Genomic DNA, 24,818 nt, shown 5'->3' with positions numbered 1-24,818 from the left:
GGGCTCTCCCGCCCCTCGGCCGTTGGACCGGCCGGGCGTCAGCGCAGCCATCCATGGCCCTTCGACGGCCGGCCATCAGCGCGGCCCATCCATCCCGGCCCCGGTCGGGCGCTCCGGCGCCCGACCGGGGCCGGCGCCTTCCCCCAGCGCACTTTTCCCAAGGCACCTCGCCGGCTCCCGCGCCCTCCCCTTCCAGCCAACGCCCGTAGGGGGCCCGAAGGGGGACCCCCTTGCTTTCACGATTGCATGAAAGCCGGGCGCGCCGCAGCCCCCCACTTCCGGCCTGTGGACAACTCCGAGCGTGAACACACCAACCACGCCGGCCGAACGCGCTGTCAGGCCCTGGGCTTCCGCAGCGACTCGATGGTCCGGGCCAGGCTGGCGGCGCCGTGGCCCTCCTCGATCTGCCGGTCGAACAGCGCCTGGAGCGGCGTCAGCAGGTCGGTCGGCACGCCCTGGGCCTCGGTGGCGCGCAGGATGTTGGCCAGCCCCACCGCGTTGATGTCCATGTTGGACGTCTCGGTGGCGTAGTCCCCGGAGTCGATGCTCGCGGCGAACTCCGGCAGGGCGGCGGCGGTCGCGTTCAGCCAGGGCACCAGCAGCTCGGTGATCCGCCCGGCGCCGATGCCGGCCGTGTCGCCCAGCGCGACGGCCTGGAAGAACCCGGAGAACATCCCGTACATGCCGCTGAGCAGCGCGATGTCGTACACGGACGCCAGCTCCGGCTCCGTGCCGACGAACGTGCTGGTGCCGAGGAGGTCCAGCGCGGCCCGGTGCGTCTCGAAGGCGGTCCGGGAACCGCTGTAGAGGACGAACGCCTCGGCCGTCCCGATGGTCTGCGGCACCGCGTAGACGGCGCCGTCCAGGTACTCCGCGCCCCAGTCGCGGACCCACGCCGCCAGCTCGCGGGTCGGCCCGGGGGTGCCGGTGGTGACGTTGAGCAGGGAACGTCCCGCCAGCGCGTCGCCCGCCGAGGCGAGGACGTCGCGCGCGGCGTCGTGGTCCAGCAGGGCGACGACGACCAGTTCGGCGCCCGCCACGGCCTCGGCGGCCGTGCCGGCCCGGGTCGCGCCCCGGGCCACCAGGGCGTCGGCCTTGGCGGGCGAGCGGTTCCACACCGTCGTCGGGTGCCCGTGGCCGAGGAACCTCTCGGCGAGGACCTGCCCCAGGTTGCCGAGGCCGATGACGGCGACGGCCGGCTTGCCCGTGGTGCCGGCGGTGTCGGTGGTGGTGCTGGTGGCGCTCATGGCGGTGGTCCCTCCGGTGTGTGTGCTGCCGCTTGGCGAGGACCACGGTGCGCGCCGGGGCTGTCGAAGGACTGTCGACCTGCTGCCGGGCGGCCGCCGCGGCGGTCGACAGCGCGCCGGAAGCGAACCCCGGCGCCTGGTTAGGGTGGGCGCCATGCGATTCGGGGTGCTCGGTCCGCTGGCGGTCTGGACGGCGGACGGCGAGCCGGTGCCCGTCCCCGGCGCGAAGGTCCGCGCGCTGCTCGCCCGGCTGTTGGTGGATCCGGGGCGACCGGTCTCCGTGGACCGTCTGGTGGACGACCTCTGGAGCGCGACGGCCCTGCCCGACCACCCCGGCAACGCCCTGCAGGGCAAGGTCTCCCAGCTGCGTCGGGTGTTGGAACGCGCGGGGGGTGCCGGCGGGACGGGGGAAGCCGGGCGTGGCGAACGGGGCGGGCGGGGGCTGGTGGAGTCCGGGCCCGCCGGGTACCGGCTGCGGATCGCCGCCGACGCGGTGGACGCCGGCCGGTTCTCCGCCCTGCTGGCCCGCGCCCGGGCCGCCGCCGACCCGGCCGCACGGGCGGGGCTGCTCTCCGAGGCGCTGGGGATGTGGCGCGGGGAGGCGTTCGCGGACTTCGCCGACGAGCCGTTCGTCCGGGCGGCGGTCACCCGGCTGGAGGAGGAGCGGCTGGCCGCCTGGGAGGAGCAGGCGGCGGCCCGCCTGGAGCTGGGCGAGCACGCGGCGGTGGCCGGCGAGCTGGCGGCGGCGGTGGCCCGGCACCCGCTCCGCGAGCGGCTCCGCGCGGTGCGGATGCGCGCGCTCTACCGCGCCGGACGGCAGACCGAGGCGCTGGACTGCTACGAGGAGGTGCGCCGGCTGCTCGCCGACGAGCTCGGGCTGGAGCCGGGCGCCGAACTCGTGGCCCTGCACCGGGCGATCCTCCGCCAGGATCCCGCCCTGGACGCCCCGGCGGCCCCACCGGCCCCACCGGCCCTGACAGCCTCACCGGCCCCAGCGGCCCCGGTCCCGATCACCGCACCGGCCCCACCTGTCCCCAAGCCAACCGCCCCGGCGGCCCCGGCGCCGGCCGCGCGCCCGCGCCCCCGCGGCAACCTGCCCGCGCCGGTCGCCGGCCTGGTCGGCCGGGAGACGGCGCTGGCCGAGGTGCGGGAGCTGCTGCGCGCCTCCCGCCTGGTGACGCTGAGCGGTCCGGGCGGGGTGGGCAAGACCCGGCTGGCGCTGGAGGTGGCCCGGGCTGCGGCCGAGGCGTTCCCCGAGGGCGTCTGGCTGACCGAGCTGGCGCCGCTGGAGGCCACGCGCCGGCCGGAGGCGGTGGGCGCGGTCGCCGAGGCGGTGATGACGGCGCTGGACATCCGGGAGGACGTCGGCGCCGACGCCCCCGGCGCCGGGCCGCCGACGCCGGCCCGGCCGCCCGTGCCACCGCTGGAACGGCTGACCGCCGCGCTGCGCGACCGCCGGCTGCTCCTCGTCCTGGACAACTGCGAACACCTGGTGGAGGCGGTGGCCGAGCTGGCCGAGGCGCTGCTGCCGCGCGCCGCCGGGCTGACCGTGCTGGCCACCAGTCAGGAGCCGCTGGGGCTGAGTGGCGAGCGGGTGTGGCCGGTTCCGCCGTTGGACCTCCCCGACGCCTCCGCCGCCGGCGACCGGGCGGCCCTGGAGCGGTCGAGCGCCGCCCGGCTGTTCCTGGCCCGCGCGGCGCTGCCCGGCCTCACCCTCGACGCGGCGGGCGCCGAGGCCGTCGCCGCGCTGTGCCGGCGGCTGGACGGCATCCCGCTCGCCCTGGAGCTGGCCGCCTCCCGGGTGCGCACGCTCGGGGTGCACGGGCTGCTGGCCCGGCTGGACGACCGCTTCGCCCTGCTGGCCGGCGGGTTCCGCGACGCGCCCGCCCGGCAGCGGACGCTGCGCGCCACCATCGACTGGAGCTGGGGGCTGCTGTCGCCCGCCGAGCGCGTCGTGCTGCGCCGGCTGGCGGTGCACGCCGAGGGCTGCGCGCCGGAGGCGGCCGAGGCGACCTGCGCGGGCGACGGGGTGCGCCCCGCCGAGGTGCTCGACCTGCTCTCCCGCCTGGTCGACCGGTCGCTGGTGGTGCTGTCCGACCGGGCGAGCGGGCCGCGCTACCGGCTGCTGGAGTCCGTCCGGGACTACTGCCTCGAACGGCTGCGGGAGGCCGGGGAGCTCACGGCCGTACGGGAGCGCCACAGCCGGCACTACGCGGTGCTGGCGGAGCGGGCCGCCCGGCTGCTGCGCGGCCCGGGGCAGCGGGAGTGGCTGGAGCGGCTGGACGCCGAGGGCGCCAACCTGCGCCGCGCGTTGGACTTCGCGGTGCGGCGGGCGTCGGAGGCGGAGGCGGACACCGGGTCGCACGGCGCGCCCTGCGGCCCGCGGGCGGCGCGGCGGGCGCTGCGCATGGTGAACGCGCTGGCCTGGTACTGGATGCTGCGCGGCCGACTGGCCGAGGCACACCGCTCGCTGAGCGCGGCGCTGGACGCGGCGCGGATCGCGGCGGAGGACGAGGCGGAGCGCGCGGCGGAGGAGGAGGCCCTGGCCATGGCGTGGCAGGCCGGCATCGCGCTGATGCGGGGGGACGCCGAGGCTGGCGGTGCGGAGCGGATCCGCGCGGCGCTGGCGGCGTACGACGGCGTCGACGACCCGCCGGGTCGCGCCACCGCGCTGTGGATCCTCGGGTCGGCGCAGATGGGGGCGGGGGACGTGGCGACCGGGGAGCGCCTGGTCGACCAGGCCATGGCGGCCTTCCGGGCCCTGGGCGACGACTGGGGCACGGCCGCCTCGGCGAGCATCCGGGCCAGGCACGCGCTGGCCCACGGGGACCTCGCGGCGGTCCGCCGGGAGGGGGAGCTGAGCGCGCGGCTGTTCGCCCGGATCGGCGACGACTGGGGGCGCCTGCAGGCCGTGTTCCCGTTGGCGTCGCTGGCCGAGATCACCGGCGACTACCGGCGGGCCACCCGGCTGCACCAGGACGGGCTGGCCATCGCCGAGCGGCTCGGGCTGTGGACGGAGGCGTCCAAGCGGCTGTCGGGTCTGGGGCGGCTGGCCCTGCTGGACGGCGACCCGGCGCGGGCCGAGGAGTACCACCGGCGGGCCCGGAAGCTGGCCGGGGAGCAGAACTTCCGTCCCGGGGAGGTGAACGCGGAGATCGGCCTGGCGCTCGGGGCGCGCCGGGCGGGCCGGCTGGACGAGGCCGCGGCGCGGATGCGCGACCTGCTCGACTGGTTCCGCGAGGTGGACTACGGCCCCGGCACCACGCTGGCGCTGGCCGAACTGGGCTTCCTGGCGGAGCTGCGTGGCGACGCGGCGGCGGCCCGGGCGCTGCACCTGGAGGGGTTCGCCGTGGCGCGGCGGCTGGGTGACCCGCGGGCGCTGGCCCTGGCGCTGGAGGGGCTGGCCGGTGCCGAGGTCGCTGCCGGGCGTCACGGGGGCGCGGCGGTGCTGCTGGGGGCGGCCACGGCGGCGCGGGAGTCCGTCGGTGCGCCGCTGCCCGCGGCCGAGCGCGGGGACGTCGACCGGATCGGCGCCGCGGCGCGGGCGGCGCTGGGGGAGGCCGACTTCGCCGGGAACCTGGCCCGCGGCGCGGAGTTGACGCCGGAGCGGGCCGTGGGGGTGGTGTCGGCCGCCGTGCCGGACGCGCCGGGGGCGGTGGTCGGGCCGGACGGGTGGTGAGCGTTCCTGCCCGTCGTTGTCCTCTCCGGGGGTGACGGCGCACGCGTGCCGGACCGCCCCTGCACCACCCGCGGACCACTCCCGACCGACCCTCGACGGCACGTCAGGTGATCGGCCGGCAACGGATTGTGGACGTCGGGCCCGTGGAAAGCATCGTTGTGTGACGGGTGGGTGAACCACGGGGATCGCCCCGCCAAAACTCTGTTCATAACAAAGACCAGGGGCGTAGGTTCACCCCGTTCGCCTCGCCGGGCCCCCCGTGGCGCCCCGCCACGCACGTCGCACCAGCACCCGCACGGCCGTTCCTTGTCCCGTCACACGGAAGGACAGCTATGCCCGCTCGTCGCAACCGTCGTCGTACCGCCGCGCTCGGCGCCGCGCTCGCCGCGCTCGCCGTCACCGCGCCGCTGCTGGCCGGCACCGCCACCGCCGCCCCGGCCCAGGACTCCCCCACCACCTCCGGATCATGGTCCCAGGCACAGGCGGAGGCGCTGGCCAGACGCCTGGTCAGGGCGTCGTCCGGGGAGGACGCCCACCGGCACCTGGAGGCGTTCCAGCGGATAGCCGACCGTTCGGACGGCACGCGCGTCGCCGGCTCGCAGGGGCACGACCTGTCCGCCCGGTACGTGGAGTCGCTGATGCGCGCGGCCGGCTACCGGGTGACCCGGCACGAGTTCGACTTCGTGTACACCGAGACGGTGGCCCAGTCGCTGACGGTGGTCTCCCCGACGCCCCGCGACGTGCCGATCAACCTGATGACGTACACCGCCAACTCGCCCGAGGGCGGGGTCACCGCACCGGTCGCCGTGGTGCCCGAGGACGGGACGACCGGCTGCGAGCCGGGTGACTTCGCCGCGGGCGCGTTCACCGGCACCATCGCGCTGATCCAGCGCGGCGGCTGCACCTTCGCCGTCAAGCAGGCCAACGCCGCCGACGCCGGGGCGGTCGGGGCGATCATCTACAACAACACCGACGGCCCGCTGAACGGCACCATCGGCGACCCCGAGGCGGGCCGGATCCCCACCGGCGGCATCACCCAGGCCGACGGCGAGGCGCTCGCGGCCGAGGCCGCGGCCGGCGAGGTGGTCGTCACCCTGGACATCCGCGAGTTCCGCGAGGACCGCACCACCTACAACGTGATCGCGGAGACCCGGGGCGGCGACGCCGACAACACCGTCTTCCTCGGCGCGCACCTGGACTCCGTGGCGGCCGGCCCGGGCATCAACGACAACGGCTCCGGCTCGGCCGGCATCCTGGAGGTGGCCCTGGAGCTGGCCCGCTCCGGGGCCGCGCCGGCCAACAAGGTGAAGTTCGCCTGGTGGTCCGCGGAGGAGTACGGCCTGCTCGGCTCGGAGGCGTACGTCGCCGACCTGACGCCGGAGCAGCAGGAGCAGATCAGGCTGTACCTGAACTTCGACATGATCGCCTCGCCGAACGCCGGCTACTTCGTCTACGACGGTGACGACTCCGACGGCGTCGGCTCGGGCCCGGGACCGGAGGGCTCCGCCCAGATCGAGCACCAGATCAACTCCTTCCTGGACTCCCGGGGCATCGCGCACGAGGGCACCGACTTCACCGGCCGCTCGGACTACGGGCCGTTCATCGAGATCGGCATCCCGGCCGGCGGCACCTTCACCGGGGCCGAGGGCATCATGACGGCCGAGCAGGCGGAGAAGTTCGGCGGCGAGGCCGGGCTGGCCTACGACCCCTGCTACCACCAGGAGTGCGACACCCTGGAGAACATCGACCTGAGGGCGTTCGACGTCAACATCGACGTCATCGCCAACGCCGTCGGCCGCTACGCCCACGACCTGTCCACGCTGGACGACCCGGTGCCGTCGACGCCCAGCGAGGGCGACGCGGGCAGCGGCGGCGGCCTGCACGACGGCCACGACCACCCCACCGAGTGAGCGGTGCCGTGACCGGGTGATCCCGGGACGGGCGAGGTGCCCCCGGCCGGCGGCCGGGGGCACCTCGCCGTGCTGGCATGGTGGGGGGCATGACCGAGCTGATCAGCGTCGTCACCGCGGTGCACGCCCCGGCGGCCCCGTACCTGCCGCAGGCCTACGCCTCCCTGGCCGCCCAGGTCCTGCCGCCGGGCTGGGACTGGCAGTGGGTGGTCCAGGCGGACGGCCCGGGCGAGGAGGTGGCCCGGCTGCTGCCGGCGGATCCGCGGATCAGCTTCCGGCAGGGGCGCGCGGGTGGCGCGGCGGTCGCCCGGACGCTGGCGCTGGCCCGCGTGCGCGGGCGGCTGGTGAAGGTGCTGGACGCCGACGACGTGCTCACGCCGGGCGCGCTGGCCCGGGACCTGGCCGTGCTGCGGACGCGTCCGGACGTGACGTGGACGACCTGCCGGGCGCTGGACCTGCTGCCCGACGGCTCCACCGTGGGCTTCGACCAGGATCCGCCCGAGGGTCCGATCGAGCGCGGCGCGGTGCTCGCGCACTGGCGGGCCCACGACTTCCGGGCGCCGGTGCACCCCGCCACGCTGTGCGTGCGGCGCGAGGTCCTGCTGGCGCTCGGCGGCTGGCTGGCGCTGCCGGCCTCGGAGGACACCGGCCTGCTGATGGCGCTGGGCGAGGTCGGCCGGGGCTGGTTCGTCGCCGAGACCGGGCTGCTCTACCGCAAGTGGCCGGGGCAGTCGACCGGCCAGGCGGCGCACGCGGACGCGGAGGAGCGGGCGGCCCGCGCCGCGGTGGTGGAGGCGCGGGCGCGGGCGCTGCGCGGCCTGGCGGGCTGGCGGGTCGGGGAGGCCGGGGCGTCCGCCCGGCCGTCCGTCGGCCGTCAGCGCGGCGAGGGGGTCAGCCGTTCCAGCAGCGGGTGACCCGGCCGTCCCGGAGGGTGAGGTTGAGCCGGGCCGGACGGTAGTCGAGGGTCATCGCCCCGCCCTCGGGGACCTCGCGGACGGTGCGCCACCCGCGCTGCCGGGCGCGCTCGCGGGCGGCGGGCGCCTCCAGTCCGACGTACGACTCCAGGTCGTCCGCCGGTGGCGTGGTGGCGGCCAGTCGCCGCGCGACCGGGTCGGGGCGCGGGGCTTCGGGCCGCGTGCCGTCGGGCCGGGTGTCGTCGGGCTGCGTGCCGTCGGGCTGCGTGTCATCGGTGGGGCCCATGGGGTCACGGTAGCTCGCGCGGCGGCCGGCCGGGAGTGCCTGGCGGGGCGGTCACGGTGGCCGGACGGCTGCTGACGGCCGGGCGTCACTCCCGGTAGGCTGCCAGCGTGATCTTCAAGCGCATCGGAAACGGACGGCCGTACCCCGAACACGGCCGCGAGAGCACCCGCCAGTGGGCGGATGTGGCCCCTCGTCCGGTCCGTCTCGATCAGTTGGTCACCACCAAGGCGCAACTCGATCTGGAGACCCTGCTGGCCGAGGACTCCACCTTCTACGGAGACCTCTTCGCCCACGTGGTCAAGTGGCGTGGCGACCTCTACCTGGAGGACGGGCTGCACCGCGCGGTACGCGCCGCGCTCCAGCAGCGGCAGGTGCTGCACGCCCGGGTGCTCGAACTGGAGTGACCGGCCGCCAGGCCGCCCGGCCCGCCCGCGCCGCCCCCGCGCGGTCCGCGTGCGCGCCGGCCGGCGGGGCCGGTGCGCGCGCGTCCACCCGGTCGGATGATCATCAGGTAACCGGAAGCACTTTCAGCCACTAAGCTGTGACCACGGGCACACGGACCCGGTCGGTCGTGCTGCGGCCCCCGAGCCGGGACGAGCAGAGGGGACCGTCGGCATGAGCATGCTCACTCCTCCGGGAATGCGCGGACGTTACCAGGTCACCGGCAAGTCGTCCCTCCGCCTGCACCGGCCCGATCGCCGCCGCCGACACCTCGTCGCCACCTCCGTGGCCGTGGCGACGCTCTCCCTGATGACGCTCGGCGCCGTGCAACTGGTCGGCCTGTTCGCCGACCCGTCGGACAGCACGGCGGGAACGGCCGACTGCCCGCCGAGCGCCCCGCTCGCCTCCGCCTCGCCCGTCGCCGCGTCCTCCCCGGCCCCCGCCACCGAGGTGGCGACACCGACGCCGGAGGGGATCACCGTCAACGTGTTCAACGCCACCACCCGCGCCGGCCTGGCCGCCGCCACCGCCGAGGTGCTGCGGGAGCGCGGCTTCACCGTCGGGGAGGTGGCCAACGCCCCCGCCGAGCTGGACAAGCGGGTGGGCGAGAGCGCGCGGGTGATCGGCGGCCCGGCCGCGGAGCAGGCCCTGCTGCTGGTCTCCGCCCAGGTCGCCGACTCCACCGTGCGGACGGACGAGCGGCGCGCGGAGGCCACCGTCGTCGACCTGGTGATCGGCGACGCCTTCACCGAGCTGGCCACGCCAGAGGCGGCCCGGGAGACCCTGCTGGAGGCGCTGGCGCCCAGCCCCGCGCCGACCCCCTCGGCCGCCGCGGCGCCCGGCTCGGCGGAGGCCGCCGCCGCGAGCTGCGGCTGACCCACCGGAACCGGCACCGGAACGGGTGGGCGAGCAAACGGTTCGGCTGCCCGCGCCCGGGCGCGCCGGGGCGGATCAGCCCGCGGTGCCGTACAGCCGGTCCCCGGCGTCGCCCAGGCCCGGGATGATGAAGCCGTGCTCGTTGAGCCGCTCGTCGACCGACGCGGTGACCACCCGGACCGGCAGGTCGGCCAGTTCGTTCTCCAGCAGCGCGACGCCCTCCGGCGCGGCCAGCAGGCAGATCACGGTGACGTCGTCCACGCCGCGCTCCACCAGCACCCGGATCGCCGCGACCAGCGTCCCGCCGGTGGCCAGCATCGGGTCCAGCACGTAGACCTGGCGGCCGGAGAGGTCCTCCGGCATCCGGGTGGCGTAGGTGGACACCTCCAGCGTGTCCTCGTCGCGGACCATGCCGAGGAAGCCCACCTCGGCCGTCGGCAGCAGCCGCACCATGCCGTCGAGCATGCCCAGGCCGGCGCGGATGATCGGCACCACCAGCGGACGCGGGTGCGACAGCCGCACGCCCTTGGTCGGCGCCACCGGCGTGGTGATGGACACCTCCTCGGTGCGCACCTCACGCGTGGCCTCGTAGGCCAGCAGCGTGACGAGCTCGTCGGCGAGGCGCCGGAAGGTGGGCGAGTCGGTGCGCTCGTCGCGCAGCGTCGTGAGCTTGTGCGCCACCAACGGGTGGTCGACTACCTGGATCCGCATACCGAGACACTAACCGAGGCGCCCCGCGGCCGGTCCGCAGGCCGCCGCGGGGCGACACCGCCAGGCATCAAAGGCGGCCCCGGGGGAAAGTGTGAGCGTACGACCGGTTCGGGAACGGTCACCCTGTTCCCCCAGGAGCGATCCCATGGCAGACCAGACGGACGGCGACGACCTGCGCGAGCGAGCGGACCACCCGACGGCCTCCCACCCCCACGCGTCCGCCGCCAAGCGGGTGCGCTCCGCCCGCCCCCCGGGCGACCACCCGCCGAGGAGCACCGGCTCGGGCACCCGGGCCGCGGCACGGCGCGCGGAAGGGCCGGCGCACGGGGAAGGGCCGGCACGCGCCCAGGGGACGGCACGCGCCCGGGGAGCGGAGGCGGCGCGGCGTCCGGAGGCGGCGGAGGGGACGCGCGGGGACACCGGGACGGACGAGGACCCGGCCGACACTCCGGCGGCGACCCCCGACGAGGAGCGGCGGCGCCGACGCGCCGTCTTCCTCCGCGAGCTGGCCGAGGCCCGGGAACTGCGCGCCCGGGTGCGCCCGCGCCGCACCCGGGCCATGCGGATGCGGCAGGCGATGCGGATACGGCCGTTCGGTCTGTAGGTCGGACCATCCGAAGAACGGTGTTCAGTTGATCACTGCCGTAGCGGCGTGGAAGTCTCCCCGAACGGTGCGACCATCTGTCACGATGCCGATGGGGCGCGGACTCCTCCGGCCCCGGTCCGGGCCATCTCGCGCGGACCGCGCACTGCGGACACCTGGGAGAGTAACGGTGGCGTACTTCGCCGCACTGCTCGCGCGCACCGAGGACGGGTGGGACGCGACAGAACCCGATCTGGACAGTGTCGAGACCCTCGCCGACCTGGCGGACCTCGCCCGCGAGGCCTCCGTGGACGAGGACACGGTCATCGTCTTCCTGGAGCAGGAGGACAGCTGGTTCGCCCTGGTGCGGGTGGACGGCGAGGAAGATCCGCGGATCTACCTCTCCGACGGCGCGGCGGCCGCCCGCAGCGCCTACGGGGAGATCCTGCTGACCGACGAACTGCTGGGCAGGGAGACGGCCTCCGTGGCCGAACTGCCGGACCTCGACGAGTTGGAGGCCGAGGAGAGCGACACCGACGAGGACATCGACGACGAGGCGGTCGCCTCCTCGCAGCCGCCCGCCGGCCCGCTCGGCGACGCCGGGCTGCTGGACGACCTCGGCATGAGCGAGGAGGACCTGGTGGAGCTCAGCAACGACGGGGCGCTGCCCGGGGACGCCCTCGGCGCCATCGCCGAGGCCCTGGGCTGCGAGGATGTCCTGGAAGCGGTGCGCTGACCGGCGCGCCGGGCCCGCTCACCCGCACCCGGGTCCCCGTTCCCGACCTGACGGCCGGGACGCCGGGCGCGGCGGTGGGCCTCCCCCTCCCGCGGCAGGGCGGGCAGGGCGGTCGGGGGACAGCCCCACGAGGAAGAGCAGGAGCGGTGGGCACGGTGGCGCGGCAGACGACGACGGGCGCCGCCCCGGTGGCACGACGGCCCCGCCCGGCGGGTGATCCGGTCCGGGACCGCTGGGCCGGGGCGATGCGTGAGGCGCTGGCCGAAGCGGAGCTCGCCCCGGCCACCGGCGACGTGCCGGTGGGCTGCCTGGTGCTCGGGCCGGACGGCGCGGTGATCGGCCGCGGCCACAACGCCCGCGAGGCGGACGGCGACCCGACGGCGCACGCCGAGGTGCTGGCGATCCGCGAGGCCGCCGGGGCCGTCGGGGAGTGGCGGCTGACCGGCTGCACCCTGGTGGTCACCCTGGAGCCGTGCACCATGTGCGCGGGGGCGATCGTGCTGTCCCGGCTGGATCGCGTGGTCTACGGCGCGATCGACGAGAAGGCCGGCGCCGTCGGCTCGCTGTGGGACGTGGTCCGCGACCGCCGGCTGAACCACCGGCCGGAGGTGGTGCACGGCGTGCTCGCGGAGGAGTGCGCCGAGCTGCTCACCGACTTCTTCGGCGGGCACCGCCGCACCGCACCGCCGCTGCCGTAGCACCGCGCTCCCGGCGGTCCCCGAGCCTCGCGACGCGCCGTGGGGGCCCACCCCTCCGGCCCGCGCGGGGCGGCGGCGCGGGGCGCGGTCGGGACGCGATTTCGGCGTGGGGCCGCCGATCCGCTACGATTCCCCACGGTAGCGTGTCCGAGCGGCCTAAGGAGCACGCCTCGAAAGCGTGTGAGGGGGCAACTCCTCCGTGGGTTCAAATCCCACCGCTACCGCTGTCAGCAGTACCGGCGAAGGGCCGGCCCCGAAGGGGTCGGCCCTTCGCCGTTTCCCGGCCCCCGCCCCGTCACGACGTCGCCCCGGCCCCGTCGCCCCGCCCCGCCGCGACGGGGCCGGGGGGTGCCGCCGCGGTGGCCGGGCCGGTAGGTTCCCCGGAGACGGCGGCGACGACGAGGCGAGGGGGGCGGACCATGGCCGGTGCCGGGGAGTACCGGGAGCGGTACCGCGAGGAGGAGCGCCGGCCGCGCGCCTGGCAGCTCGCCACCTACCTGCTGGCCGTCGCGGCCCTGGTGGCCGTGGTGCGCTCCCCCGCGGAGGCCGGGGACGGCGTGCGGCTGGCCTTCGAGGCCGTCTCCGCGGCCGTGCGCGCCATGGCGGCGCCCCTCGCCTGACCGCCCGCCCGGCCGGCCGCCGACGGGCCGCCAGGGGCTCTCCGGCGGCCGTGGCGGCGCCGGCGCGGTGGCCATCACCCCTTTCCGCTCCGTGTTGGTCCTTGCACACGCCGTGCTGGTTTTGTGACGCTATGACCGGTTTGAAAAGCGCGCATCGACCACCGCGCCGGGCACCGCGCAGGCACCAGGACGACACGCCCCAGCCGGGCCGCCCGCTTCCGCGCCCGTGACGCGGCCGGCCGCCCGTCCACCGGCGAGCAATCATGAGGGGCTGCCCGAGCATGTCCGACCAGCCACGACCCACATCCGGGGTGCCCCAGCCGCGGCCCTACCGGGCCGACGAGCCCGCCGGCGGGCAGCAGGACCCCGCCGGGACGCCGGCGCCCCCCGCGGAGCCGGCGCCCCCGGCGCCCGCCGGGTCCACCGGCCCCGAGGGCGTGGAGGACGCGGACCGCCGCCGGGTCCGGGAGACCACGGCCGCGCTGTTCCGGCGGCTGGCGCAGTCCCCGCCGCACTCCACCGAGCACCGCGAGGCGCGCACCCGGCTGATCGAGCTGAACCTGCCGCTGGTCCGCTACGCCGCCGCGCGCTTCCGCAACCGGGCCGAGCCGATGGAGGACATCGTCCAGGTCGGCACCATCGGCCTGATCAACGCCATCGACCGGTTCGATCCCGAGCGGGGCGTGCAGTTCCCCACCTTCGCCGTCCCCACCATCATCGGGGAGATCAAGCGATACTTCCGGGACAGCGTCTGGAGCATGCACGTGCCCCGGCGCCTGCAGGAGATGTGGCTCCAGGTCAGCGCCGCCACCGAGGAACTGACCGGCGCGCTCGGCCGTTCTCCCACCATCGCGGAAATAGCCGTGCGACTCGGCATCCCGCGCGAACACGTCGTGGAGTGCCTGGAGGCCGGCCGCGCGCACACCACCGTCTCCCTCGACAGCACCGTCGGCGGCGACGAGGAGGGCGGGCGCACCCTCGCCGACCGGCTCTCCTACGAGGACGCCGAACTCGGCGAGGTGGAACACCGCGACCAGGTGCGCCACCTGCTGGTGCAACTGCCCGAACGGGAGCGCCGCATCATGATGCTGCGGTTCTTCCACAACATGACCCAGTCCCAGATCAGCAACGAGCTCGGCATCTCCCAGATGCACGTCTCCCGGCTGCTCTCCCGCAGCCTCAACCGGCTCCGCCGGGTCACCCTCGCGGAGCTGGAGCGGTGACGATCCGTGTCACTTCCTGGCCCAGGAACGCATACTCGTCACAAAACGTTGCCAACATATGACATTCAGCTTCCGCTTGGTTTGCCGGGGCCCCGCCGCCGGTATGTCAGTGGAGGTACCCGTTCGCAGCCATGAGGGGGTGGCATGTCTGTTCGCCTGGGCAGCCCGGATCTTCTCCCCACCGCCGACCTCGACCAGCCGGCGTCGCCGGACGCCGACTACGTGCCCGACGACGTCCCGGCGCCCGACGCCGCGGCCGCACCGGCGCCGACCAACACCCGCACGCTGTCCCGCTCGCTCTTCCAGCGCCTGGCCGCCCTCGAACCGGGCTGCCCGGAGCACACCTACGTGCGGGACACCCTCATCGAGCTGAACCTGCCGCTGGTCCGCTACGCCGCCGCGCGCTTCCGCAGCCGCAACGAGCCCATGGAGGACATCGTCCAGGTCGGCACCATCGGCCTGATCAAGGCGATCGACCGGTTCGACGCGGAGCGCGGGGTGGAGTTCCCGACCTTCGCCATGCCCACCGTCGTGGGCGAGATCAAGCGGTTCTTCCGGGACACCAGCTGGTCCGTGCGGGTGCCGCGGCGCCTGCAGGAGCTGCGCCTGTCGCTCACCCGCGCCGGCGACGAACTCTCCCAGCGGCTCGACCGCTCCCCCACCGTGGCCGAGCTGGCCACCTACCTCGGCGTCAGCCAGGAGGACGTCGTGGAGGGCCTGGCGGTGGGCAACGCCTACAGCGCCTCCTCGCTGGACTCCCCGCCCACCGAGGAGGAGGGCGAGAGCTCGCTGGCCGACCGCCTCGGGTACGAGGACGCCTCGCTGGAGGGCATCGAGTACCGCGAGTCCCTGCGGCCCCTGCTGGCCCAGCTCCCGGCCCGGGAGCAACGCATCATCACCCTGCGCTTCTTCGCCAACATGACGCAGTCCCAGATCGGCGAGGAGCTGGGCATCTCGCAGATGCACGTCTCCCGCCTGCTCACCCGCACCCTCGCCCAGCTCCGCAAGGGCCTGGTGCTGGAGGGCTGAGTCGGCCCGCCGTCCCGCCACGCGGGCGCGACCCGACCGACCGTCCGGGCGGCGGCGGCCGGGTCGCGCGCTGTGTGCTCGCGGTGAGCTCGGGCGCTCGCGGGGGCGGGGCGTGGGTGCGTCGGCGCCGGCTCAGAAGGCGAGGAACGCCACGGCGGCGACGACCACCACCACGGCGATCACCACGCCGACGATCAGCCCGGTGTTGGACGAGGAGGTGGACGCCTGCCGGGTCTGGGGCTCCACCGGATTGTCGACGAAGGCCCGGAACATCTGGGTGCTGGCGGCAGGATCGGTGTTGTTGTCAGCCATGGGCACGGACCTTATCCGAACCGGGCACGCCCGGCAGCGCACACCGCCCGGTACCGCCGCGCCCCGCGCGGAATCGGCACGGAACGCACACGGAATCCGCCGCCCCGACCCGCGCCGAGGAGCCGGCTCGGGACCGCCGCGACACGGTCCGGGAGCGGAATGGGCGCCGCGACCGATGCGTTGTGCGTCACATGGTCACCATTGGCACCTCAGATCTCAACGTCCACCCGCTCGCCCTCGGCGGCAACGTCTTCGGCTGGACCGCCGACCAGGAGCTCTCCTTCGCCGTGCTGGACGCCTACACCGCGCGCGGCGGCAACTTCGTCGACACCGCCGACGTCTACTCGGCCTGGGCCGAAGGCAACTCGGGCGGCGAGTCGGAGACGATCCTCGGCGAGTGGATGGCCCGGCGCGGCAACCGCGACGCCGTCGTGCTGGCCACCAAGGCCGGCGCCCACCCGGAGTTCAAGGGCCTCGGCGCGGCCACCCTGAAGGCCGCCGTGGAGGCCTCGCTGCGCCGGCTGCGCACCGACCGCATCGACCTGCTCTACACCCACTACCAGGACCCCGACACCCCCGTCGAGGAGACCATCGGCGCCCTCGACGAGCTGGTGCGCGCCGGCAAGGTCCGCCACATCGCCGCCTCCAACCACTCCCCGGAACGGCTCGCGGCCTCCCTGGCCGTCTCCGACGAGGGCGGGCTGGCCCGCTACGTGGCCTACCAGGGCCACTACAACCTCGTGGAGCGCGAGGAGTACGAGGACGGCGGGATGCGGGAGCTGATCAGCCGGGAGGGCCTCGGCTTCCTGCCCTACTACGCGCTCGCCTCCGGCTTCCTGACCGGCAAGTACCGGCCGGGCGCCGAGGCGGCCGGCGCCCGGGCCGGCCGCGCCACGGAGTACCTGCGCGGTGAGCGCGGCCCGCGGGTGCTGGCGGCGCTGGACGAGGTCGCGGCCGCCCGCGGGGTGTCGGTGACCGCGGTGTCGCTGGCCTGGCTGGTGGCCAAGCCCACCGTGACCGCCCCGATCGCCAGCGCCCGCAAGCCCGAGCAGCTCGACGACCTGCTGACCGGGGTGGAGCTGGAGCTGTCGGCGGAGGAGGTCCGGCGGCTGGACGAGGCCTCCGCCTGAGCCCGGGCCGGCCGGCCCGGGCACCCGCGGGGCCCGGCGGCACCCGGACGGCACGACGCAGAGGGCCCCGACCGTGTGGTCGGGGCCCTCTGCGACTGGTGTGCGCTCGGCAGGACTCGAACCTGCAACCTCTTGATCCGTAGTCAAGTGCTCTATCCGTTGAGCTACGAGCGCTTTTCCGGGCCGTTCCGCCCGTCGTTCGCGAGGACAACATTACATGACCGCGGGGTGGAAGCCGAAATCGATTGGCCGGGCCACGGCCGCCGGGCCCGCCACGCCCCGTGCCGGAGCCCCGCCACGAGCCCCGCAACGAGCCCTCGGCACGCCCGGCCCACACCGCCCGACCGCCCGCCCACCCGACCGCCCACACCGACGCCGACCGCCGCGGCCCCGGCGCCCCCACCCGCTGTTCGCCCACAGCGAACACACCGAACAGCCGTCCGCACGCGCCGCCGGACCCCACCCGTGCACCGGCCCGGAAACGCCGACAGCCCCGGCCGACGGATGAACCGTCGTCCGGGGCTGCCCGAACAAGCGCGGAGGCTCCGGGATTTGAACCCGGGAGGGGGTTGTAGCCCCCAACCGCATTAGCAGTGCGGCGCCATAGACCAGACTAGGCGAAGCCTCCAGTGACGCACTCCCCTGAGCCCATTGTGGACGGGAAGTCCGCGCATGGATGATTGCACAGCCGAGGCGGCTGCTCCAACCTGTGGCCAGGTTACTAGGCGCGTCCTCGGCACTGCAAAGAGAATGGGATAGTGCCTAGGGGTGTCCACCACCGTTCCGCACCCCGGGCGCGCACCCGGGACGCGGGGCCAGGGGCACCGGCACGAAGCAGGCAGGACCAAGCAGGGAGGACCGCTCGCCGTGAGCAGCCCGCCGGACCGAGGCGCTGCTCGCCTCGCCGCGATACTGGACGCCCTGCCGGACGCACTGCTGCTGGTGAACCGGAACGGGACGATCGTCAGCGCGAACGCGACAGCCCTGGAGATGCTGCAGAGCCCGGGGACCGGGCTCGTCGGCCGCGGCCTGCTCGACCTCCTCCCGTCCTTCGACCCCGGCCGGCTGCCCGGCTCGCTGCGCCCGGAAGGGTCCCCCACCCCGCGCTACGGGCCGGAGCGGATGACGGCGCGGCGCACCGACGGCACCCCGCGCACCGTCGAGATCTCCACCTGCCCGGTGCCCCCGCACCCGGACCCGAACGCCGGCGGCGACCCGTTCTCCTCCTCGCGCGGCTACCCCTACCCGGCGTCGCCCTCCGGCTACGGCTCCGCCGGCTACCTCGGCGGCTCCGGCTTCGGCGCCTCCGCCGGCTTCTCCCCCGGCGGGGGATTCGCCACCGCCGGCTACGGCGACGGCGAACTGCTGCTGATCACCGCCCGCGACGTGACCGGCGAGGCAGACCTCGAAGCCGAGCTGCAGCGCATGCAGCGGCAGACCGAGCTGATCCTGCGGGCCGCCGCCGAGGGCGTCGTCGGGATCGACACCGAGGGCAAGGTGGTGCTGGTCAACCCGGCCGCCGCCCGCATCCTGCGCTACCGGGCGAGCGACATGGGCGGCAAGGAGCTGCACCCGCTGGTGCAGCACTCGCGCGCGGACCGCACCCCGATGCCGGAGGAGGAGTCCCTGCTGCTGGACACCCTCCGCACCGGCGTCCGGCACCGCCGCCGCGGGGACGTGCTGTGGCGCCGGGACGGCCGCCCGGTGGTGGTGGACGTCACGACCGTGCCGGTCCAGGAGAACGGCCGGCTGGCCGGCGCCCTGATGACCTTCACCGACTCCACCGCGCTGCGCGCGCTGGCCCGCCGCAACGAACAGCTCGCGGCGGCCCTGGAGACCGAGGTGCTGCCCCCGCTGGCCCGCATCCAGGCCGGGCTGGACAAGCTGGGCGGCGACCCGGCGGGCTCGCTGTGGCCGGAGGCCAACCGGGCGCTGGTGGAGCTGTCCGCCGAGTGCGCGCGGCTGACCAGGGCCACCGAGACGGTGCTGGACCACCACCGCTTCGAGTCCGGCCGGATCCCGCTGCGCTACGCGGAGACCGACGCCGCCACGCTGCTCGGCCGCGCCGTGGAGGCGGCCCAGGCACTGCTCGGCCCGGGCCGGGCGGAGACCGCCGTGGAGGCCGAGGACGTCACCCTGTCGGTCGACGTGCCGCGGGTCACCCAGGCCCTGGCCCACCTGGTGACGGACGCCGCGCTCTCGGTGGACACCGGCGCCGGCGTGGTGCTCACCGCGCGGCGCGAGGAGTCGCTGCTGCGCATCGAGGTGCACGGGCCCGGCTCGGCCGCCAGCCCGCTGTACCTGCCGATGGCCCAGGCCGTCGTGGAGGCGCACGGCGGCACCCTGCAGACGGTCAGCGAGGCCGGACGCGAGACGCGGCACGTCGTCGAACTGCCGCTGCGGCCGGAGCCGGCGGCGCCGGCGGAGACCCGCGGCGAGGGCACCGACGGCCGGCCCCGGGAGTCGGAGACGGTCCTGGTCCCGGTGGGCGGGGTGGGCGCCGACGGGGCGGCCGCCCCGGACGCCGGCCGCCCGGACGGACCCGCCGGCCCGGCCGGTGCCGCCGGTGCCGGTGCGCCGGGCGGGGCCGCGCTGCCGGTCCCGGCACCCAGGCGGATGGCGCACGCCCTGCCGGCGGGCGGCCGGGCACCCGGCGCCACGCCCGGGCAGGGCGGCACCGGCGCCCCCCAGAGCCCGCACGGCCCCCAGGCACCCCACGGCCCCCAGCCGCCGCAGGCGGCACCGCACGCGCCCCAGCCACCCGCCCCCCAGGCGCCGGGCACGGCCGGCGGGCCCGGCCGTGCCACCGCGCAGGCCACGGGCCGCGACGGCTCCCACGCTTTCGCGCTGCCGGCCGGACCGACCGGCCCGGCCGCCGCGGCCGGCCAGGGCGGGGCGTCGGGCGCCCCCTCCCCGGCCGCCGAACTGCTGCCCGCGACCGCCGGCGGCCAGCCGGCCGGCCAGGGTGGTGGGCACGGCTTCGCGGCCCTGGAGCCGGCCTCCGCCCCCATGGCCGGGCGGCCCGGCATGCCGGTCGCGGCGGGCGCGCCGGGCGTTCCCGGCTCGCCGGCGGCTCCCGGCGGCGTGGCCCGGCAACTGCGCCCGAGCGGTCGCCGTGCCCGGGGCCGCGCGCTGCCCGCCGGCAGCGGCGCGTCCTCGCCGGAGCGCCCCGGCGAGGAGCAGTCGCCGTTCGCCCTGCCCGCCGGCCCGCACGCGCTGCCCCCTGCCCCCACCCCGCCCGCCGCCGCGCCGGCGGCCCCGTCCGGCGCGTCTCCCGTCGGCGTTCCGGTCGGCGTCCCCGGCGCGGTGGGCGATCCCTGGACGGACACCAGCGGGGGCGTCCCGGCGCTCCCCGGCCACCCGCCCACCCCGCCCGGCAGGCCGCACACCCCGCACCCGGCCGGTGCCCCCGCGCCGGCGGCCGGGCACCCGCCGGAGCCGGCGGACACCCCGCTGGCCGACGCCTGGGACAGCCCGGTCGGCCCGACGGAGCTGGAGCCGCACGGCGCCGGCCAGCTCGGCCCGGTGCCCGCACCCGGCGCGGTGGGCGGCGCCGTGCCGGCGGACGGTCCGGTCGGCGCGCTGCGCGCCGGCGGCGGACGGCGCCGCCGGCTGGCGGCCCCGCAGCAGGGCCCGGCCGGCCAGCCGGGCCCGGACGGCGCGCCCGCCGCCGACGGCCTGACCGCGCTCCCCCCGGCCGCGCCCGGGGCCATCCCCGCCGGCGGGCAGGCCGCGGGCGAGCAGGCGCGGGTCCCCGGGCAGTACGTCCCCGCGGAGGCGGCCGGCGCGATGGCCGGCGCCCGCCCGCGCGGGCGCGGCCGCGCGCTCGGCACCGGCCCACAGGCGCCGGTGGGCGCCCTCGCCCCCGGCGCCGCGCCCGACCCGGCGGCGGCCCCGGCGCCCGGCTTCGATCCGGGCTACCAGCCCGGCCACCCCGGCCTGGCCCAGCCCCAGCTCGGGCAACCCCCGCTCGGACAACCCCAGCTCGGGCAGCCGCAGCCCGGCGTCCCGCCGCATCCGGCACACCCGCCGCAGGCGCCCGCGCAGCCGCCCGGCGTCCACGAGGCCGAGGGCTCCGACGGCGGCATGGACACCGGCGACCACCCGACGATGATCGCGCCGTCCCTGGACGGCGGTCCGCGCCGGCTGCTGGTCTGGCCGGAGCCGGAGGAGACGACCCGTCGGGACGTGATGGAGCGCGGCTTCGAGCCGGTGGCGGTCAGCTCCCCGCAGGAGGTGGCCGCGCACGCGCCGGCCCGGCCGGCCGCGCTCTTCGTCGACCCGCTCACCGGGCCGATCACCCGGACGGCGCTGGAGTCGCTGCGCACGGCCGCCGTCGCCGAGCGGGTGCCGGTGCTGGTGACGGCCGGGCTCGGACACGCCACCCGGGAGGCCGCCTACGGCGCCGATCCGGCCGTGCTGCTGCGCGCGCTGGCCGCCCGGGAGGCCGGCGGCCACCCGACCCGGGTGCTGCTCATAGAGTCCGACCCGGACATCGCGGGGGCCTTCGCCCAGGCGCTGGAGCGCCGGGGGATGCACGTGGTGCACTGCGCCTCGGAGAGCGAGGCGGTGGCGAAGGCGTCGACGGTGCGGCCGCACCTGGTGGTGGTCGACCTGATGCTGGTGCGGCGCCGGCGGATGGGCATCATCGACTGGCTGCGCGGCAACGACCAGCTGCACTCCACTCCGCTGGTCGTCTACACCTCGGTGGGCATGGCCGGGTCGGACCTGGACCGGCTGCGGGCCGGCGAGACGATGCTGTTCCTCGCGGAGCGCTCCACCGACGCGGAGGTGCAGCAGCGCATCGTGGACCTGCTGTGCAAGATCGGCGCCCCGTACCCGGGGTGGTGACCGCGCCCCCGCGGCGCCGCGCACCCGGCGGCGCCGCGCGGTGGTCAGCCGGCGGGCGGCGGGGTCGGCAGGCCGTCGACCGGCTGCGGCTGCCCGGCCGCGACCTGGCACTGCTCCATGGACTCGTTGAACCGGGCGAGCAGTCGGGCGAACTCGCGGCGGTCCTGCTCCGGCCAGTCCCGCAGCATGTCGCCCAGGAAGCGGTGGCGGGCCCGCCGCCAGGTGCGCAGCGCCTCGCGGCCGCGCTCGGTGAGGGCGAGCAGGTAGGCGCGGCGGTCCTCGTGGTCCACGGTGCGCTCGATCAGCCCGTCCGCCTCCAGGTGGTGCACCTGGCGGCTGATCGTGGACTTGTCCAGCGCGAAGTACTCGGCGAGGTCGCTCATCCGCATGGGGCCGTGCGCGCCGAGGTGGGCCACCAGCGGGTACCGGGAGCGGTCGGACTCGTTGTCGGTCGCCTTGGGCACCGACCGCAGGGCCCGCTTGACCAGGTAGCTCAGCTCCCGTTCCACGCCCACCACCGTCTCGTCGACGGGCGCTTCGTCGGCGGGCGCAACGACCGCCTCGTCGACGGCGTCGGCGAGCGGCTCCGCGTCACCGGTCGAGGACGGCGACGGCTCGGCCAGGTCGCGGGCGGGAGCGTCCGGGGCGGCTCCATCCACGGTCGCGGCCACGGACACCTCCGAGGGTAGTTGGTTCACACAACTATTCTAGGCACCTCCCCCGACGGCGCGGAAGTGCCCCCGGGGCCGGACGGGCGCGGGGCGGCGTCCCCCACCGGACACCGCCCCGCGCCACCGCCCCGGCCGATCAGAAGCGCAGGAAGATCGGGCCGAAGTTGAGCGCCGTGATGCCGCTGGTCTCGTTGAGGTTCACCGTGGTGGCGTAGTTGGCGGCGCCGTCCCCCGTGGCGACCTGCGGGGTGACGGTGTAGTTGCTGCCGTTGACGTCGCCCTTGTGGTTCCCGGAGTCGCTCGTGGTGACGGCGGTGCTGTTCGCGCCGTCGTCGGCGATGGAACCGTTGTCCGCGTGGGCGGCTCCGGCACCGGCGAGCGAGAGGCCCAGCGCCAGCGGGACCGCGACCAGGGCGGTGGACAGACGGGCGACACGGACAGGAGCCATGATGAGGTCCTCCCTCATTGGTGGTGTTGCTGGCGGTCGCGGCTTCCACGACGCGGGGCCGGCCGTTGCCCCGCGACCCGTCCGGGGTGCTGCCCCGGCGCCGCACCGACAGATTCCCCCGGGGCTTTCTCGGCCACTCGGGTGATCGCCGCCGTTCGCCCGCACGGGGGACGACGAGAACGGTGGCCGATAACGATCGGGCGCGCGCGGCGTTACGGTTCGCACCCCCGGGCACCCCGTTCCTCCCCCGAACGGCCGCCTTCCGCGCCCCTCCCACCCCTCCTCCCGGCGCGCACCCCGCGCGCGTCTCACCAGGGGGGCGCGAACCCCCCACCGCACGCCCCCCACCGCACGCCCCCACACCACCCCGTCCCCGCGCCCCGCACCCGCACACACGAAGGGCCCCGGCACCAGCCGGGGCCCTTCCGCACGACACACCACGCGCTCACGCGCGCCCAGCGGAGAGCGTGGGATTCGAACCCACGGTGACGCGTGACGCCACGACGGTTTTCAAGACCGTTCCCTTAGGCCGCTCGGGCAGCTCTCCAGGTGCGCGGGAAAGCCTAGCGGGTCGTGCGGCGGCGCGGGGGGCCGCGGCGGGGAGCGACGGCGCCGGTACGGTGCCGCCGGTGGCCGGTGGCACGGCGGGACGGAGGAGGACGTCCCGGCCGCGCGGCACCCGCCGCCGCTCCCCGCCGGTATGGATGCGCCTAGCTGTCGGCGTCGGCGTTGCGGGAGCCGAGGGTGACGGTGGTGGTGTGGGTCTCGCCGTCGCGGATGTAGGTGACCTCCACCTGGTCGCCGGGCTTGTGGCTCCAGATCTCGCTGACCAGCGTCGGGCCGCTGTCGATGGCGCTGTCGTCCATGCGGGTGATCACGTCGCCCGGCTCCAGGCCGGCCTCGTCCGCCGGGCCGCCGGGGGTGACCGGCTCCTGGCCCTGGACCTCCTGCGGCATGATCTGGGCGCCGACGCCGCTGTACTGCTGGTTGTAGAGGACGCCGAGGTTGGCGTACTCGGCGGTGCCGTCCTCGATCAGCTGGTCGGCGACCCACTTGGCCTGGTTGATCGGGATGGCGAAGCCGAGGCCGATGCTGCCGGCCTCCTCCTGGCCGAACGGGCTGCCGCCGCCGGTGGAGCGGATGGCGGAGTTGACGCCGATCACCCGGCCGCTGGCGTCGAGCAGCGGGCCGCCGGAGTTGCCGGGGTTGATGGAGGCGTCGGTCTGCAGTGCGTTCATGTAGGAGGCCTGGCTGCCGTCGCTGCTGCCGGAGGCCACCGGGCGGTCCTTGGCGCTGACGATGCCGGAGGTCACCGTGCCGCTCAGGCCGAACGGGGCGCCGATGGCGATGGCGGTGTCGCCGACCACCACCTCGTCGGAGTTGCCGAGCTGGAGCGGCTGGAGGTCGACGCCCTCCGGGTCGTCCAGCCGGATCACCGCCACGTCGTAGCCGGGGGCGCGGCCGACGATGGACGCCGGGTGGCTGGAGCCGTCGGAGAACACCACGTTCAGCTCGCCGCCGTCGGCGGCCGGGGCCACCACGTGGTTGTTGGTGAGGATGTTGCCGGCGGTGTCGTAGACGAAGCCCGTGCCGGTGCCGGCCTCGTTGCCGCCGGTGGCGCTGATGGTGACCGTGCCGGGCAGGGCCGCCTGGGCGATGCCGGCGATGGAGTCAGGGGCGCGGTTGACCGCCTCCGGGTCCAGCGGGGCGCTCAGCGAGGTGCCGGTGCTGCCGGAGTCGCGCTCTCCGACGAAGGCGCCCACGCCGCCGCCGATGGCCGCCGCGAGGATCGCGGTGGCCGCCACCAGGCCGACCACCCCGCGCCGACGGCCGCGGTCACCGGCGGCCGGGCCGCCCGGGCCGGGCGGGAAACCGGGGTGGCCGACGCCCGGCGGCTGGGCGGGCGGGCCGCCGTAGGGGTACTGCGGGGGCTGCTGCGGGTATCCCGGCTGGCCGTGGCCCGGCTGGCCGGGCTGCCCCGGGTGGTAGGCGGAGGCACCCTGGCCCCCGGGCGCGGCCGCGTGGGCGTGGCCCAGGGTGGGGAACGCCTGCGTGGTGGCCGTTCCGGCCGGCGCCGGCTGCGGGGCGTGGCCGTGGTGGGCGGGGGCCGGGGACTGCGGCGCGTGCACGCCGGTGGCCCCCGCCGGCCCGGCGGCGGCCTCCGGCCCCTGGCTCTGGCCGGCGCCGGTGCCCGGGCCGGCGCCCGGGTTCTGGCCGGCACTGGCGTGCTGGCCGGCGTGCTGGCCGGCGCTCGCGTGCTGGCTCGGACTCGCGTTCTGGCTCGGGGCGTGGGCGGTGGCGGTCTCCTGCGCGGCGGGCGACTTGGCCGGCCCCGCTCCCAGGGCGTGCTCCTCGTGCGACGTCACGGTCGTCCTCCTCCGACTGGTCCGCGCGGGGTTACCGGTCCCGCGTGGCGCTGAACCAAGACTGCCCCGTGCGACGTCTGCCCGCAG

General features: G+C 76.3%; 20 protein-coding genes and 4 tRNA genes. 14 read left to right on the top strand and 10 right to left on the bottom strand.

Features of this window, described 5'->3' with window-relative positions; all coding sequences use genetic code 11:
* Positions 1 to 335: 335 nt before the first annotated feature.
* On the bottom strand, positions 336 to 1,247 hold the full coding sequence (locus FHU37_RS12405; RefSeq protein WP_179814248.1) for an NAD(P)-dependent oxidoreductase: 912 nt from the start codon (positions 1,245 to 1,247) through the stop codon (positions 336 to 338).
* 154 nt (positions 1,248 to 1,401) lie between these two features.
* Here FHU37_RS12405 and FHU37_RS12400 point away from each other — a divergent pair, with 154 nt between their 5' ends.
* The 3 genes from FHU37_RS12400 to FHU37_RS12390 all read left to right on the top strand — a co-directional run bounded on the left by FHU37_RS12400 (position 1,402) and on the right by FHU37_RS12390 (position 7,750).
* Positions 1,402 to 4,926 carry an AfsR/SARP family transcriptional regulator gene (locus FHU37_RS12400; RefSeq protein ID WP_179814247.1) on the top strand — a complete coding sequence of 1,175 codons (3,525 nt, stop codon included), beginning with the start codon at positions 1,402 to 1,404 and terminating at the stop codon, positions 4,924 to 4,926.
* Between the two features lie 332 nt (positions 4,927 to 5,258).
* The gene (locus FHU37_RS12395; RefSeq protein ID WP_179814246.1) at positions 5,259 to 6,836 is read left to right on the top strand and encodes a M28 family metallopeptidase; all 1,578 of its coding nucleotides are present in this window, start codon (positions 5,259 to 5,261) and stop codon (positions 6,834 to 6,836) included.
* Between the two features lie 89 nt (positions 6,837 to 6,925).
* Entirely contained in the window at positions 6,926 to 7,750 is an 825-nt protein-coding gene (locus FHU37_RS12390; protein ID WP_179814245.1) for a glycosyltransferase family 2 protein, read from the top strand.
* On the opposite strand, the gene FHU37_RS12385 is transcribed toward FHU37_RS12390, so the two are convergent.
* Positions 7,728 to 8,036, bottom strand: a complete 309-nt coding sequence (locus FHU37_RS12385; protein ID WP_312892576.1) for a hypothetical protein — start codon at positions 8,034 to 8,036, stop codon at positions 7,728 to 7,730. The genes FHU37_RS12390 and FHU37_RS12385 overlap by 23 nt on opposite strands.
* Positions 8,037 to 8,143: 107 nt before the next feature.
* Here FHU37_RS12385 and FHU37_RS12380 point away from each other — a divergent pair, with 107 nt between their 5' ends.
* Complete coding sequence (locus FHU37_RS12380; protein ID WP_179814244.1) at positions 8,144 to 8,440, top strand: type II toxin-antitoxin system VapB family antitoxin; 297 nt, start codon at positions 8,144 to 8,146, stop codon at positions 8,438 to 8,440.
* A gap of 235 nt (positions 8,441 to 8,675) precedes the next feature.
* Positions 8,676 to 9,353 (top strand): LytR C-terminal domain-containing protein, encoded by a 678-nt coding sequence (locus tag FHU37_RS28985; protein ID WP_179814243.1) that lies wholly within the window; start codon positions 8,676 to 8,678, stop codon positions 9,351 to 9,353.
* 75 nt (positions 9,354 to 9,428) lie between these two features.
* Here FHU37_RS28985 and upp read toward each other — a convergent pair whose 3' ends face one another.
* Positions 9,429 to 10,064, bottom strand: coding sequence for a uracil phosphoribosyltransferase (gene upp, locus FHU37_RS12370; protein WP_179814242.1), 636 nt, complete (start codon positions 10,062 to 10,064; stop codon positions 9,429 to 9,431).
* Between the two features lie 145 nt (positions 10,065 to 10,209).
* Between upp and FHU37_RS12365 the strand changes: the two genes are divergently transcribed.
* From FHU37_RS12365 to FHU37_RS12335, 7 genes are all read left to right on the top strand, one after another.
* Complete coding sequence (locus tag FHU37_RS12365) at positions 10,210 to 10,668, top strand: hypothetical protein (protein WP_218904760.1); 459 nt, start codon at positions 10,210 to 10,212, stop codon at positions 10,666 to 10,668.
* Between the two features lie 169 nt (positions 10,669 to 10,837).
* The gene (locus FHU37_RS12360) at positions 10,838 to 11,383 is read left to right on the top strand and encodes a tRNA adenosine deaminase-associated protein (protein WP_312892575.1); all 546 of its coding nucleotides are present in this window, start codon (positions 10,838 to 10,840) and stop codon (positions 11,381 to 11,383) included.
* Positions 11,384 to 11,628: 245 nt separating this feature from the next.
* A complete protein-coding gene (gene tadA / locus FHU37_RS12355) occupies positions 11,629 to 12,081 on the top strand; it encodes a tRNA adenosine(34) deaminase TadA (protein ID WP_179816217.1) in 453 nt (150 codons plus the stop codon).
* A 137-nt stretch (positions 12,082 to 12,218) separates the two neighbouring features.
* Positions 12,219 to 12,305: transfer RNA gene (locus FHU37_RS12350), tRNA-Ser, on the top strand.
* 195 nt (positions 12,306 to 12,500) lie between these two features.
* Positions 12,501 to 12,701 (top strand): hypothetical protein, encoded by a 201-nt coding sequence (locus FHU37_RS12345; protein WP_179814241.1) that lies wholly within the window; start codon positions 12,501 to 12,503, stop codon positions 12,699 to 12,701.
* Positions 12,702 to 12,982: 281 nt separating this feature from the next.
* Entirely contained in the window at positions 12,983 to 13,924 is a 942-nt protein-coding gene (locus FHU37_RS12340; RefSeq protein WP_179814240.1) for an RNA polymerase sigma factor SigF, read from the top strand.
* A 144-nt stretch (positions 13,925 to 14,068) separates the two neighbouring features.
* On the top strand, positions 14,069 to 14,953 hold the full coding sequence (locus FHU37_RS12335; RefSeq protein WP_179814239.1) for an RNA polymerase sigma factor SigF: 885 nt from the start codon (positions 14,069 to 14,071) through the stop codon (positions 14,951 to 14,953).
* A gap of 132 nt (positions 14,954 to 15,085) precedes the next feature.
* Here FHU37_RS12335 and FHU37_RS12330 read toward each other — a convergent pair whose 3' ends face one another.
* Entirely contained in the window at positions 15,086 to 15,265 is a 180-nt protein-coding gene (locus FHU37_RS12330; RefSeq protein WP_179814238.1) for a hypothetical protein, read from the bottom strand.
* A 191-nt stretch (positions 15,266 to 15,456) separates the two neighbouring features.
* Between FHU37_RS12330 and FHU37_RS12325 the strand changes: the two genes are divergently transcribed.
* Complete coding sequence (locus tag FHU37_RS12325) at positions 15,457 to 16,395, top strand: aldo/keto reductase (protein WP_179814237.1); 939 nt, start codon at positions 15,457 to 15,459, stop codon at positions 16,393 to 16,395.
* A gap of 101 nt (positions 16,396 to 16,496) precedes the next feature.
* On the opposite strand, the gene FHU37_RS12320 is transcribed toward FHU37_RS12325, so the two are convergent.
* Both FHU37_RS12320 and FHU37_RS12315 read right to left on the bottom strand, forming a co-directional pair.
* Positions 16,497 to 16,569: transfer RNA gene (locus tag FHU37_RS12320), tRNA-Arg, on the bottom strand.
* Positions 16,570 to 16,932: 363 nt separating this feature from the next.
* A tRNA-Ser gene (locus FHU37_RS12315) sits at positions 16,933 to 17,023 on the bottom strand.
* 239 nt (positions 17,024 to 17,262) lie between these two features.
* Here FHU37_RS12315 and FHU37_RS12310 point away from each other — a divergent pair.
* Positions 17,263 to 21,246, top strand: coding sequence for a PAS domain-containing protein (locus tag FHU37_RS12310; RefSeq protein ID WP_179814236.1), 3,984 nt, complete (start codon positions 17,263 to 17,265; stop codon positions 21,244 to 21,246).
* A 44-nt stretch (positions 21,247 to 21,290) separates the two neighbouring features.
* On the opposite strand, the gene FHU37_RS29320 is transcribed toward FHU37_RS12310, so the two are convergent.
* The 4 genes from FHU37_RS29320 to FHU37_RS12290 all read right to left on the bottom strand — a co-directional run bounded on the left by FHU37_RS29320 (position 21,291) and on the right by FHU37_RS12290 (position 24,731).
* Positions 21,291 to 21,944, bottom strand: coding sequence for a MarR family winged helix-turn-helix transcriptional regulator (locus FHU37_RS29320; RefSeq protein WP_179814235.1), 654 nt, complete (start codon positions 21,942 to 21,944; stop codon positions 21,291 to 21,293).
* A 109-nt stretch (positions 21,945 to 22,053) separates the two neighbouring features.
* The gene (locus FHU37_RS12300) at positions 22,054 to 22,365 is read right to left on the bottom strand and encodes a hypothetical protein (protein ID WP_179814234.1); all 312 of its coding nucleotides are present in this window, start codon (positions 22,363 to 22,365) and stop codon (positions 22,054 to 22,056) included.
* A 459-nt stretch (positions 22,366 to 22,824) separates the two neighbouring features.
* Positions 22,825 to 22,912, bottom strand: a tRNA-Ser gene (locus FHU37_RS12295).
* A gap of 163 nt (positions 22,913 to 23,075) precedes the next feature.
* Complete coding sequence (locus FHU37_RS12290; protein ID WP_312892573.1) at positions 23,076 to 24,731, bottom strand: S1C family serine protease; 1,656 nt, start codon at positions 24,729 to 24,731, stop codon at positions 23,076 to 23,078.
* Between the last annotated feature and the right edge of the window lie 87 nt (positions 24,732 to 24,818).

Origin of the sequence: Allostreptomyces psammosilenae (genome assembly GCF_013407765.1) — a bacterium.
Classification (GTDB): Bacteria; Actinomycetota; Actinomycetes; order Streptomycetales; family Streptomycetaceae; genus Allostreptomyces; species Allostreptomyces psammosilenae.
This window is presented reverse-complemented; position numbering and strand designations above follow the sequence as displayed.

Excerpts from the sequence above, each read along its gene's own strand:
- FHU37_RS12395 (WP_179814246.1), top strand. The coding sequence starts at position 5,259 with ATGCCCGCTCGTCGCAACCGTCGTCGTACCGCCGCGCTCGGCGCCGCG.
- tadA (WP_179816217.1), top strand. The coding sequence starts at position 11,629 with ATGCGTGAGGCGCTGGCCGAAGCGGAGCTCGCCCCGGCCACCGGCGAC.
- FHU37_RS12385 (WP_312892576.1), bottom strand. The coding sequence starts at position 8,036 with ATGGGCCCCACCGATGACACGCAGCCCGACGGCACGCAGCCCGACGAC.
- FHU37_RS28985 (WP_179814243.1), top strand. The coding sequence starts at position 8,676 with ATGCGCGGACGTTACCAGGTCACCGGCAAGTCGTCCCTCCGCCTGCAC.
- FHU37_RS12325 (WP_179814237.1), top strand. The coding sequence starts at position 15,457 with ATGGTCACCATTGGCACCTCAGATCTCAACGTCCACCCGCTCGCCCTC.
- FHU37_RS12365 (WP_218904760.1), top strand. The coding sequence starts at position 10,210 with ATGGCAGACCAGACGGACGGCGACGACCTGCGCGAGCGAGCGGACCAC.
- FHU37_RS12400 (WP_179814247.1), top strand. The coding sequence starts at position 1,402 with ATGCGATTCGGGGTGCTCGGTCCGCTGGCGGTCTGGACGGCGGACGGC.
- upp (WP_179814242.1), bottom strand. The coding sequence starts at position 10,064 with ATGCGGATCCAGGTAGTCGACCACCCGTTGGTGGCGCACAAGCTCACG.
- FHU37_RS12300 (WP_179814234.1), bottom strand. The coding sequence starts at position 22,365 with ATGGCTCCTGTCCGTGTCGCCCGTCTGTCCACCGCCCTGGTCGCGGTC.
- FHU37_RS12340 (WP_179814240.1), top strand. The coding sequence starts at position 12,983 with ATGTCCGACCAGCCACGACCCACATCCGGGGTGCCCCAGCCGCGGCCC.
- FHU37_RS12335 (WP_179814239.1), top strand. The coding sequence starts at position 14,069 with ATGTCTGTTCGCCTGGGCAGCCCGGATCTTCTCCCCACCGCCGACCTC.
- FHU37_RS12330 (WP_179814238.1), bottom strand. The coding sequence starts at position 15,265 with ATGGCTGACAACAACACCGATCCTGCCGCCAGCACCCAGATGTTCCGG.
- FHU37_RS12405 (WP_179814248.1), bottom strand. The coding sequence starts at position 1,247 with ATGAGCGCCACCAGCACCACCACCGACACCGCCGGCACCACGGGCAAG.
- FHU37_RS12390 (WP_179814245.1), top strand. The coding sequence starts at position 6,926 with ATGACCGAGCTGATCAGCGTCGTCACCGCGGTGCACGCCCCGGCGGCC.
- FHU37_RS12345 (WP_179814241.1), top strand. The coding sequence starts at position 12,501 with ATGGCCGGTGCCGGGGAGTACCGGGAGCGGTACCGCGAGGAGGAGCGC.